Here is an 11869-nt window from a genome sequence, read left to right on the forward strand (position 1 = left end):
TGGAACGAAAAGACTTTTTGGATTGATGGATTTTTTGCTTGTAGTATAGGCGAAGCAAACCCTGAAACAATCAAGGCTTATATAGAGAATCAAGGATAGGTTACTCGCTTATGCTCGTTGGCATTCAGCCCAACCGCTAAAGCAGTTGGGATTTCTGCTAGAGATTGGTTAAAAGCCACATAGCGTGTAAAGATTAAATCTAAACCTCTTTATAAGTTAATGCAATACAGATTCTAACAATGTCGCAATACGTTTTGGGCTAGCAATATTCCCAATACGTTTTGCAACAATATTGATAATTTGATTCATATTCTCCTTTGAACTACTGCCAATCTCTAAAATAACTTCCAGAATAGCAGCTTGAATCTCTTCATCGCTTAATTCATGAGGAATATAAGAGAGAAGTATCCTCATTGCCTCTTCTTCTTTTTTGCATAAATCATCTAAACCAGCAGTTTTATATTGCTTTATAGATTCTTCTTTCTGATAGTAATTATTTTTTAAAATATTTATAATATCATCGTTATCTAATTCAGATTGTTTTTGGGCTTCAAGTTTCATAATTTCCTCATTTACAAGCGTTAAAAGATAAGATTTTAAAAAGTTTTCATTTTGTTCCGCAATTTTTATATCTTCAAGAATCTTTGCTTGAATTAGATTCATATCATCTCCTTAAAAAGGTTGTTTTTGATTATGGAATAGCCTTTGCTTAAAATTATAGCAAAACTCCAATAACAAAAGGATAGAAAAATGTGCAAAGGAAAGAATATGAGTTTTCAATTTGCTTCACCGATGGAAGGTGGCTCTCATAAAGTTTTAAGAAAAAAGTTGGTTAATTCAGCTTTGCTTACTTCTAGTCTTGCAATGATATTTTCTTTGAGTGGTTGTCTTGCAACAGCTGACCCTAATATGTCCTTTAAGCCACCACAATATGTTGAAGAAATTCCAGCAAGAGAAGTTGAAGAGAATTTTGGAAATGCTGGAAGTCTCTTTGGGCAGGGTGATAATCCTATCTTTGCGGACCGCAGAGCGATGAAACTCAATGATTTGGTTACAGTTGTTATCAATGAGAATGTTACAGCATCTAGCACAGGAAACAAGGCTATTACAGACAATTCTAACTTTACACTTTCTAGCCCATCCGTTGCTTATGGTGGAACAAGTGGTTCAATTGGTGGTTTAGTGAATAGCTTTAACAATATGACAAGCTTTGGTGTAACATCTGGAAATAACACTTCCACATTTAATGGAACAGGAAACCAAAATCGTCAAGATAGCTTTGTTACAACAATTTCGGCAAGAATCATTAAGGTAATGGAAAATGGTAATTACTTCATTGAGGGTGGACGTGAGATTATGGTAAATGGAGAGAAACAAATTATTCGCCTAACCGGAGTTATTCGCCCTTATGATATCGGTAGAAATAATACAATCAATTCACAATATATTGCTGATGCAAAAATTATGTACGATACAGAAGGCGAGATTCGTCGTAGTATGGAACGAGGTTGGGGAACAAAGCTCATCACAGCACTATGGCCATTTTAATTAATGATCAGTTTTTTAGATTCTAAGGATTAAAAATGCAAAATATCGCCCTGCTTCCCGCAAGAGGTGGAAGTAAAAGAATTCCTAAAAAGAATATAAAAAATTTTCTAGGAAAACCTATCATCCATTATCCCATTGCTATGCTACAATCAGCGAATATTTTTCATCAGATTGTTGTTAGCAGTGATGATGATGAGATTATAGAAATTGCAAAACAAGCTGGAGCAATTGCCCCTTTCAAGCGTCCTGATTCTATTAGTGATGATTATGCGACAACAAGAGATGTCATATCCCATGCTATTGAAGCCTTGCAACTAAAGATTGATGATTGTCTTTGCTGTATCTATCCCACTGCCGTCCTCATTCAGAAAGAATCAGTTATTCAAGGACGCAAAATGCTTAATAATGGGTTTAAATTTGCACTCAGCATTACAGAATTTGACTATTCAATATGGCGGGGATTCCGAGCTTTAAAAAACGGGGCATTAGAGATGCTTTACCCCCAATTTCTTAATACACGTTCTCAAGATTTAGACACAATCTACCATGACGCAGGGGGTTTTTATTGGGGGAGTGTTGAAGCATGGAAAAGCAATCAACCCTTATTTGGAGATCATTCCTATGGTGTCTTGCTACCCTCATCACAAACCCAAGATATTGATACCCCGCAAGATTGGGAATTAGCGGAATTAAAATATCATCTTCTGCATTCAACACATAAATAATCTAATGAATGCAGTCATTTTTACAGAAGCATCAGAATCCATCGGAATGGGACACTTGAGACGTTGTGAGGCATTAGCAGAAATCTTAAAAGAAAAGGGAGTTTGTGTTGAGATTTTACTAAACACTTCTCCTCATTCAAGGAATATTCAATCTGCAGATATTGTAGTCATTGACTCTTATCTCCTCCCTTTAGAATCTTATTGTTTTGTTGCAGATTCTGTATCAGAATCTTTATATTTTGACGATACAATGCGACTACAATACCCGCGTGGAATAATTTTAAATCCAGCACTAGGGGCACTCAAGCTTCCCTATAAAGAATCTAAAAATCATCGGCTGTTTATCGGCGTTCAATACGCCCTACTAAGAAAAGAATTTCGTTATCTTTTTAATACTCCCCCTATAAAAATATTCCGCAATGAAATTCAAAAAATTATCATTAGTGGTGGTGGTGGTAAAATAGGAGAAAAATATTCTCAAAAAATAAAAGCCTTAATCAATAAACATTTTTCACATATTCAAGTTGATTATTTAAACCCACAAAAAGGTCTAAATGCACAAGAGATTAAAGAACTTTTTTTAAATTCTGATTTAGCAATCTCAGCAGCAGGAGGAACATTAAATGAACTTGCAATTTGTGGAACTCCGAGTATTATTTTTTGTCTTGTTGAAAATCAAATTTATAATTTTAGGGCATGGACTGAAACAAATTATATGATACCTTTCGAAAGCGATTCACAATGTCTTGTAAACCAAAAAAATGATTTAATATGGGAACAGAATTTATTGCAGAATATAGAAAGAATGCAAAGCAAGAGTTTAAGAGAAGAATTAAGCCAAAACTTGAGGACAACAATGATGAGAAACTATTGGAATGCCCTCCCTTTCATTAAAGATATTCCAAAAAATGGAACTCTATTTGCTTAGTGTATAGATACACCTTGAGTGCAAGGTTTGCTAAGGAAATTGGGAGAAAAAAATGGTAAACACGAAAGAGATTGAAAGCAATCTAGGTAACTTAATGAGTCGTGATTCTTTGAGTAAAGAATTATTGTTAGAACATTTGGAGAATCTCAAAAACATAGAGAATCAAGCCGATAAAGCAACAACACACGGTGGATTAGATTCTATATTGAGTGAATCTTTAGCCAGTAATCAGCCTTTTTGGCTTCGATTTTCACGTTTTAATGAAGCAATCTTAGAGACAAGCCGGATTGTTCTAAAGTAATCCAATAGGTATTTCTGTGAAACAAAATTTAATTCTGGAGCAGAACTATAATGTTGAGAATCTTTTTTTGAAACATTTTACCGCCTTAAGCGAAGAAGAAAGTGAGGCGGTGAGAAGTTGGCGAAATCATCAAGAGGTTCGTGCATTTATGTATCAGCAACACATCACTTCCAAAGAAGAACACCAACGATTTGTTAAGGGTTTACACAATAATTTAGAAAAGGGTTATTGGGCTGTCTTCAAGGAAAATGAGGGCTTAGGTGTTATTTCTTTAACACGTATTAATATTTTTCATTCTTACGCGTTTTTAGGAATCTATGTTTCTCCACAATGGCACCATCAAGGCGTTGGCAAGCAGCTTTTGTCTGCATTGGAATTTTTAGCTTTTCAAAAAATTGGTTTGCATAGTTTGCGTTTGGAGGTTTTAGAGGAAAATCAAAAAGCTATCGCATTCTATGAACGAAACGGCTTCCTTAAAGAGGGATGCCTAAGAGATTTTGCTCTTATTCATGGGCAATTTAAAAATATTGTTTTGATGGGAAAAATTGATGAAAACTAAACCTTATCCACTGCTTATTGCTGAACTTTCAGCAAATCATAATCAAAATTTGGAATTAGCCTTAAAAAGTATTAAAGCAGCAAAAGAGGCGGGTGCTGATGGCATCAAGCTACAAACTTACACGGCTGATACACTCACCCTTGACTCTGATAAAGAGTATTTTAAAATAAAAAATGGAACTCTTTGGGATGGAGAAACATTGTATAGTCTTTATCAAAAAGCTTACACTCCATGGGAGTGGCATGCAGAACTTTTTAGTTATGCCCATTCTTTAGGACTTTTATGCTTTTCTACCCCATTTGACACAACTGCGGTAGATTTTTTAGAAGAATTGAAAAACCCGATTTACAAAATTGCTTCTTTTGAAATTAATGATATTCCCTTAATTCAATATGCAGCACAAACACAAAAACCGATAATTCTTTCCACAGGAATTGCAACTCTAGAAGAAATTGAAGAAGCCCTACAAGCTTGCTATAGTGTAGGGAACAGAGATGTGAGTATTCTTGTCTGTACCTCATCATACCCAACACCAATTCAAAACGCAAACCTTGCAAGAATCACAGATTTACAACAACGATTCAATGTTAAAGTTGGCTTGAGTGACCACACAATGGGTAGTACTGCAGCTATAGTGGCTTCCATTCTTGGTGCAAATCTCATCGAAAAACATTTTATTTTAGACAGAGGACTTGGGGGTGCAGACAGCGCCTTTAGTATGGAACCCCTAGAATTCCAAGAAATGAAAAACCAAATTCAAATTGCTTGCGATTCCATCGGCGAAAGTCATTATGAAATAACAAAAAACTTAGAATCATCAAGAATGTTTAAACGAAGTTTATTTGTATGCAAAGATATACAAGCAGGTGAACTATTCACTCCCGATAATATCCGTTCTATTCGTCCGGGATATGGACTTGAACCAAAACATTTATCAAAGATTCTTGGTCGACGCTCAAAATGCGATATTCAACGTGGAGAACCTTTAAAATGGGAAATGGTGGACTCATAATATAGATTTTAAACATTTTTCGTTAGAATGCGTGGAATAAAACGAATGAGGTTGACAGAATGTTAAAACAAACACGCGGTGAAAGATTAAGTAGCCCTAAAAGTCTAAGTTTTGAAGAGGCCATTTTGAACCCAACAGCAAGTTTTGGTGGGCTTTATGCTCCACAGGCACTTCCTCTGCTAGGAACAGAAGCAATTTTGAGGTTATCCTCTCTCTCTTATGTGCAACTTGCAAAAGAAATTTTTTCTCTCTTGGGAATTGAGATTGATGAAAAAATACTCAATGACTCTCTCTCCTTATATAAACATTTTGATAATCCAGATGACCCTGTCCCTTTAGTAAAAATTAATGATAGTCTGTATGTGCAAGAGCTTTACCACGGACCGACGCGAGCTTTTAAAGATATAGCACTACAACCTTTTGGACTTCTACTTTCAGAAATTGCACAAAAAAGAAATGAACATTACTTAATTCTTGCAGCCACAAGTGGTGATACAGGACCTGCAACTTTGCAATCTTTTGCAAATCGTAAAAATATCTCTGTTGTTTGTTTATACCCAAGTGGTGGAACAAGTGATGTGCAACGTTTGCAGATGACAACTGCTAATGCAAAAAATCTCAAGGTTATCGGCATTAAAGGCAACTTTGATGATGCACAAACAGCATTAAAAAACCTACTAAATGACCAAAATTTTAAAGAGGAATTGCAGAAAAAAAACATCTTACTTTCAGCTGCAAATTCTGTTAATTTTGGACGCATTGCATTCCAAATTGTTTATCACGTCTATAGTGCGTTAAAATTCTATAAAAGAGGTGTGGACATTATTGTTCCAAGCGGCAATTTTGGTAATGCCTTAGGGGCTTTTTATGCAAAAGTTATGGGCTTTCCGATTGGTAAAATTATTATTGCAAGTAATGTCAACAATATCCTCACAGAATGGATTACAAGCGGGGTTTATGACATTAAAGGGAGAAACTTAAAGAGGAGTGAATCTCCAGCAATGGATATTTTAAAAAGCTCCAATGTAGAGAGAATTTTATTCACACTTTATGGTGCAAGTCGCACAAAACAACTCTTAGAAGCACTCGAAAACAATGGTATTTATACACTCACGCTTAATGAACTGGAAAAATTAAAGGAGTATTTTAAAGCTTGTTATTGCAATGATGATGAGGGGAGACGTTTAATTTCCTATTACGCTAAGAATGGTTACTTATTTGATCCGCATACAGCAACCGCATTCAAAGCTTATGATCAGTTTAAATCAATCAGTACGCATGTGAAAATCGTTCTCTCAACAGCAGAATGGACAAAATTTGCACCCACTGTTGCCGCTGCACTAGGCAAAGAAAACCTAAGCGATGAAGAATCTTTGTGCTTTATTGCTGAAACTTTAAAAACACCCATTCATCAAAATATTCAAAGCTTATTCACAAAAAAAGAGGAACAAACTGATATTATCGAAAAAGACGATATTGCTCAAAAAATCTTGCAATGGATTCACACCTAACCTTTCTAACATCACCTCCATTCGCATATCTTGAAAGTTAATGGGTTTTTTAGATATAGTTTTAGTACTTAATCTGATAGGAGTCATATGACAAGATTATTGAATATTTATGGAGTGATGCCTTTCTTATGTGTTGCCTTCATCAATGCCTTTGTTGATTTGGGGCATAAAATTATTATGCAAAATAGCGTCTATAAGCTTTTTGAAGAAGCTGAACAACTGTACTATACTGCCATCATTAATGCATTAATGTTAGTTCCTTTTGTTTTACTTTTTACACCTTCAGGTTTTTTAGCCGATCATTTTTCTAAAAATATCGTTATGCGTGTATCAGCGTGGTTTTCTGTTGGAATTGCTTCTATCATCGCCATTTGTTACTATAGTGGATTTTTTTGGGTAGCTTTTTACCTCACATTTTTTATGGCTGTCCAATCAGCAATTTATTCTCCAGCAAAATTTGGCTACATTAAGGAACTGGTAGGAAATGAACGTTTAGCAGAAGGAAATGGAGCAATCCAAGCAGTAAGTATTATTGCTATGCTTGTCGGTATGACGCTTTTCTCATTTTTATTTGAATCATTTTATTCACCCACTGCAAGCAATACAACAGAAGTTATCACCTCTGTTGCACCCCTCTCTTTGATTCTTCTTGCATTTGCTATTTTAGAATTAATATTAGCTTATCGCTTACCTACACTGAATACAGGCGTGAAAAGCTGTTTCAGTCGCCAAGACTACCTAAAAGGTAAATATCTTAAAAATAATTTAAAAATATTAAGAAATGATAAAACTATTTGGCGTTCTATTCTTGGAATTACTTTATTTTGGGCAATTTCACAACTTTATATTATTTCTTTCCCAAACTACACAAAAATGAGTCTGGGTATTGATAATACATTCTTTGTTCAACTTGTCATCGCTTGTTCTGGAGTTGGTGTAATTGTTGGCTCTGTGATTGTTACAAAATTCTCTAAAAATTACTTGGAACTCGGATTAATACCTTTTGGTGCGATTGGAATCTGCCTCATTACCTTACTTGTTCCCGCCTTTTCCTCTTTGCTACCCTATGCAGTTTTATTTTTCATTTTTGGCATAAGTGGTGCAGTTTTTTCTATTCCACTTAATTCACTCGTACAATTTCGTGCAAAAGAAGGAGAGCTGGGAAAAATTCTAGCAGGAAATAATTTTATCCAAACTATTGGAATGCTATTTTCTGTTACCATTGCTTTATTTTTTGCAAACAGCGAATTATTGTTAGGATATTATGTTTCTCCTGTTTATTTATTTATTTTTATTGCTATCTTATCTTGTCTAGGAACATTCTATCTGATTCGACTTATGCCTTTTTTGCTTGTCCGTTTTTTAGCGACTATTGCTTTTTTTCAACGTTATCGTCTCATCGTTGAAGGCTTTAAAAATCTTCCTGAAAGAGGGGGTGTTCTACTTTTAGGAAATCATATTTCATTTATTGATTGGGCAATTGTGCAAATGGCAATTCCTCGCAAAATTTTCTTTGTGATTGAACGCAGCATCTATGCAAAATGGTATATTAAAATTTTTCTTGACCGCTTTGGTGTTATTCCTGTCTCAAGTAGTCATAGCAAAAATGCAATTGAACGCATCGAGGAATATCTAAGAAAGGGTGAAGTTGTGTGTCTTTTTCCAGAAGGAACACTCTCACGACATGGGCATTTAAACGAATTTAAAAGCGGTTTTGAATTAGCTTGCAGAAATCTCAGCGAGACAGATGCTATTATTCTCCCCTTCTACATTCGTGGACTCTGGGGAAGTAGTTTTTCGCGTAGCAATGAACAATTCCAAAGTCGCAACAGAACACTTAGTAAACGCAATATTGCCATTGCTTTTGGAGAACCATTACCCATACACGCAAATAAAGATGAAGTAAAAGCAAAAGTTTTTGAACTTTCTTTTAAAGCATGGGAATCCCAATGTGTTAGCCTTGAAACCATAGGGAGAGCATGGATTAGTGGTGCTAAAAAGCATCTTTCATCCATTGCAATGATTGACCCACTTGCAGGGGAGCTAAGTTACCGCAAAATGCTCGCACTTTCCATTCTGCTTTCCCTCAAATGGAAGCACAAAAAAACCTACTTTAAAGAAGGTGAATTTGCACCGGATTCTGAATGTATAGGTATTTTATTACCTGCCTCCTTTGCCTCAACGCTTTGTAACCTTTCCTTATTACTTGCTTCCAAAGTTGTGGTAAATTTGAATTTTACAGCGGGACAAAAGGCACTTCTAGCCGCCGTAAATGGAGCAAAAATTAAGCAAATTTTGACTTCGCGCGCATTTCTTGAGAAACTTGAAAACAAGGGAATTCATATTGCTTTTGATGATACTGAAATGATTTATATGGAAGATATTGTAGCTGAATTCAAAGAGAAAAAAAGTAAAATTGCTGCACTGATGGCACTTTGCACTCTCATGCCAACAAGTCTATTGCAAAATGCCTTTAGCAAAGCAAGAAACAATCAATCTGTTGCGGCAATTCTCTTTAGTAGCGGTAGTGAGGGGATACCCAAAGGCATTATGCTCAACCATCTAAATATTATGAGTAATATTGCGCAAATTTCTGATGTTTTATGTGTGCAAAATGACGATGTTATTCTCTCTTCTTTGCCTCCTTTTCACGCATTTGGTCTGACCGTAACTACATTTTTACCATTGATTGAGGGCATTCCATCTGTTAGCTTTGCTGACCCCACAGATGCCTTAGGAATTGCAAAAGTCATTGCAAAAAATAATGTAACAATTCTATGCGGAACTTCCACATTTTTAGGACTTTATGCACGAAACAAAAAACTTAACAAATTAATGTTTGAATCTTTACGGGTTGTTGTCTCTGGAGCTGAGAAACTCAAGCCTGAAGTGCGACAAGCCTTTGAACTAAAGTTCCATAAAAATATTTATGAAGGTTATGGGGCAACGGAAACAACACCTGTTGTAAGTGTGAATTTACCAAGTAAATTTGATGTAAAAAACTGGCAACTTCATACTGCAAGCAAAGAAGGAAGTGTAGGTATGCCCCTGCCTGGCACAACAATTAGAATCGTCGACCCTGATACGCTGGAAACATTGCCTTTAGGCGAAGATGGTTTAGTAATTGTAGGTGGACATCAAGTCATGGTAGGTTACTTAAATGATGCGACTAAAAGTGATGAAGTGATTATACGACTTGATGGTATTAGATGGTATAAAACCGGCGATAAAGGACATTTAGACAATGATGGATTCTTGTATATTGTCGACCGCTACTCGCGGTTTGCAAAAATTGGTGGAGAAATGATTAGCCTTGGTGGAATTGAAGAGGAGATTACAAAACTTTTTAAAGGTAACGCGTTAGAAGAAAACTTACGATTTGTTGCTGTTGCATTGGAAGACTCTAAAAAAGGTGAAAGTATCGCATTATTGCTTGAAGCAGAGGAAGAAAATTTTCAACAAATAATTAACCATATAAAAACAGCAGATATTCCACCCTTACTTAAGCCCACTCATTATTTTCGGGTAGAAAAAATACCAATGCTTGGCTCAGGAAAAGTTGACCTCAAAGGGGCAAAAGAGTTAGCAAAAAATTTGGCTTGATTCAACAAAACACCTGCTTTTAGGAGGATGCTAGCTTTAGCAGGTGTTGAGTGTAGGTGTGTTGAGGTCGTGCAAAAACCTGCTGTACACTACCGTACTCAAGCATCTCGCCGTGTTGCAACACGATAACTTTTTCACACAAAGATCGAATAACCTCTAAATCATGACTAATACAGATATAGCTCATTTTATTCTGCTTTTGAATCTCTTGCAATAAAGAAACAATGGATAAGCGTACAGAATAATCAAGGGCACTTGTTGGCTCATCTAAAATTAGCACTTTTGGACGTAAAATTAATGCCCTTGCCAATGCTACTCTTTGTCGCTCACCACCACTAAGCTCATTTGGATAACGACTTTTATAACGATGAAAGTCTAACTTCACTTGCTCCAAAACTTCCTGAATGCGTCTCTGCCTTTGAGATAATTCTTCGTGTGCAAAGTGTATTTCTAAACTTTCAGAAAGAATATTTTCCACGCTCAAACGCGGACTCAAAGAACCAAAAGGATCTTGAAAAACAATTTGCATAAACTGCCGGTATTGTTGCTTTAAGGTGGAATTTTTTTGAAGTCTTTGAATGGGGTAAGAGATATTTTGCAAGTAAAATATAATCTCACCATCTGAAGGAATTAATGACATTAAAGCTAAGGCTATAGAACTCTTTCCACTTCCTGATTCTCCAATAATTCCCAAACTTTCGGATTCTAAAAGCTGGAAGTCTATTGACTTTAAGGCTATTTTTTCAAGGACTACTTTGCCAAAAAAACTATACTTTAAAGGATAAGCAATCTTTAAATGATTCACTTGAATCAATGGAGATGACTGCATTTTTTCAACAAAGGGCTTAGGAGAAATGTGAGAATTTAACAATTCCTTTGTGTAGGGACTTTTTGCGGCCTGTAAATCACTAGTGAGTATATTTTCTTGGATTCTACCTTGCTTCATTACGATAATTCGCTCACAATAGTGCCTTACTAAAGGTAAATTATGGCTAATCAACAAGAGAGCACAACCCTCCTGCTCTCCTAACTCTTTGATAAGGTCTAAAATTTGCTTTTGCAGATGGACATCAAGTGCAGTTGTGGGTTCATCGGCTATCAAAAGACATGGAGAATTTGCTAAAGCAATAGCTATAAGAACTCTCTGTCGTTCACCACCGCTCAATTCATAAGGAAAAACATAATCATGGTTCTTAAATTGTTCTAAGCCAACCTTTTCAAGTAATTCCATATAACGATGATTTTTTTGCTTTGAATCAACATATTTTGAATGCAAATTCAAAGCCTCTAATATCTGTTTTTTGATTGTATGCAAAGGATTAAGGGCACTCAAGGGTTCTTGAGGAATATAGCCAACGATACGACCACGCAATGCCTGCAATTCTTTATCACACAAATGCAGCACATTCTTATCTAAAATAGATATTATGCCCCTTTGATATGGCGACCTCCTCAAAAGTTGCAAAATATGCAAAGCAAGTAAAGATTTTCCACTCCCTGACTCTCCAACGATAGCAAGGCTTTCTTTCTCTTGCAAAGCCAAAGAAATGTCGGTAAGTTTAAACTCTCCGATTTGTGCATGAAAATCCTGAATACTTAACAAAGCCAACTTTCTTCCTAAATTCCTACCCTTACAAATCTCTGCCTTAAATGGGCTAAAGCCCTCAATGCCCTAGAATGCT

General features: G+C 35.8%; 11 protein-coding genes. 9 read left to right on the top strand and 2 right to left on the bottom strand.

The window, feature by feature from the left end:
- Positions 1-99: transposase (locus tag CCZ01_RS05740; protein ID WP_181566317.1), on the top strand; the 99-nt coding region annotated here is incomplete at its 5' end.
- A gap of 117 nt (positions 100-216) precedes the next feature.
- On the opposite strand, the gene CCZ01_RS05745 is transcribed toward CCZ01_RS05740, so the two are convergent.
- Complete coding sequence (locus tag CCZ01_RS05745) at positions 217-663, bottom strand: GatB/YqeY domain-containing protein (RefSeq protein ID WP_112052275.1); 447 nt, start codon at positions 661-663, stop codon at positions 217-219.
- Between the two features lie 105 nt (positions 664-768).
- On the opposite strand from CCZ01_RS05745, the gene flgH reads away from it, so the two are divergent.
- From flgH to CCZ01_RS05785, 8 genes are all read left to right on the top strand, one after another.
- Positions 769-1548 carry a flagellar basal body L-ring protein FlgH gene (gene flgH, locus CCZ01_RS05750; RefSeq protein WP_258436828.1) on the top strand — a complete coding sequence of 260 codons (780 nt, stop codon included), beginning with the start codon at positions 769-771 and terminating at the stop codon, positions 1546-1548.
- Positions 1549-1583: 35 nt separating this feature from the next.
- Positions 1584-2273: a pseudaminic acid cytidylyltransferase gene (gene pseF / locus CCZ01_RS05755; RefSeq protein ID WP_112052276.1), complete on the top strand. Its 690-nt coding sequence runs from the start codon at positions 1584-1586 to the stop codon at positions 2271-2273.
- Between the two features lie 4 nt (positions 2274-2277).
- Entirely contained in the window at positions 2278-3201 is a 924-nt protein-coding gene (locus tag CCZ01_RS05760) for a hypothetical protein (protein ID WP_146745220.1), read from the top strand.
- A gap of 52 nt (positions 3202-3253) precedes the next feature.
- Positions 3254-3502 (top strand): hypothetical protein, encoded by a 249-nt coding sequence (locus CCZ01_RS05765; RefSeq protein ID WP_112052278.1) that lies wholly within the window; start codon positions 3254-3256, stop codon positions 3500-3502.
- A gap of 16 nt (positions 3503-3518) precedes the next feature.
- A complete protein-coding gene (pseH, locus tag CCZ01_RS05770) occupies positions 3519-4061 on the top strand; it encodes a UDP-4-amino-4,6-dideoxy-N-acetyl-beta-L-altrosamine N-acetyltransferase (protein WP_181566333.1) in 543 nt (180 codons plus the stop codon).
- Complete coding sequence (pseI, locus tag CCZ01_RS05775) at positions 4051-5073, top strand: pseudaminic acid synthase (RefSeq protein ID WP_112052280.1); 1023 nt, start codon at positions 4051-4053, stop codon at positions 5071-5073. The genes pseH and pseI overlap by 11 nt, the downstream gene beginning before the upstream one ends.
- Before the next feature lie 59 nt (positions 5074-5132).
- Entirely contained in the window at positions 5133-6584 is a 1452-nt protein-coding gene (thrC, locus tag CCZ01_RS05780; protein ID WP_112052281.1) for a threonine synthase, read from the top strand.
- Between the two features lie 87 nt (positions 6585-6671).
- Positions 6672-10187 carry an acyl-[ACP]--phospholipid O-acyltransferase gene (locus CCZ01_RS05785; RefSeq protein ID WP_112052282.1) on the top strand — a complete coding sequence of 1172 codons (3516 nt, stop codon included), beginning with the start codon at positions 6672-6674 and terminating at the stop codon, positions 10185-10187.
- Positions 10188-10206: 19 nt separating this feature from the next.
- Here the strand turns inward: CCZ01_RS05785 and CCZ01_RS05790 are convergent, their stop codons facing one another.
- Positions 10207-11796: an ATP-binding cassette domain-containing protein gene (locus CCZ01_RS05790; RefSeq protein WP_112052283.1), complete on the bottom strand. Its 1590-nt coding sequence runs from the start codon at positions 11794-11796 to the stop codon at positions 10207-10209.
- Positions 11797-11869 lie beyond the last annotated feature (73 nt).

It is taken from the genome of Helicobacter monodelphidis (assembly GCF_003288845.1).
Classification (GTDB): Bacteria; Campylobacterota; Campylobacteria; order Campylobacterales; family Helicobacteraceae; genus NHYN01.

Excerpts from the sequence above, each read along its gene's own strand:
- pseI (WP_112052280.1), top strand. The coding sequence starts at position 4,051 with ATGAAAACTAAACCTTATCCACTGCTTATTGCTGAACTTTCAGCAAAT.
- CCZ01_RS05760 (WP_146745220.1), top strand. The coding sequence starts at position 2,278 with ATGAATGCAGTCATTTTTACAGAAGCATCAGAATCCATCGGAATGGGA.
- pseF (WP_112052276.1), top strand. The coding sequence starts at position 1,584 with ATGCAAAATATCGCCCTGCTTCCCGCAAGAGGTGGAAGTAAAAGAATT.
- thrC (WP_112052281.1), top strand. The coding sequence starts at position 5,133 with ATGTTAAAACAAACACGCGGTGAAAGATTAAGTAGCCCTAAAAGTCTA.
- CCZ01_RS05745 (WP_112052275.1), bottom strand. The coding sequence starts at position 663 with ATGAATCTAATTCAAGCAAAGATTCTTGAAGATATAAAAATTGCGGAA.
- CCZ01_RS05765 (WP_112052278.1), top strand. The coding sequence starts at position 3,254 with ATGGTAAACACGAAAGAGATTGAAAGCAATCTAGGTAACTTAATGAGT.
- flgH (WP_258436828.1), top strand. The coding sequence starts at position 769 with ATGAGTTTTCAATTTGCTTCACCGATGGAAGGTGGCTCTCATAAAGTT.
- CCZ01_RS05785 (WP_112052282.1), top strand. The coding sequence starts at position 6,672 with ATGACAAGATTATTGAATATTTATGGAGTGATGCCTTTCTTATGTGTT.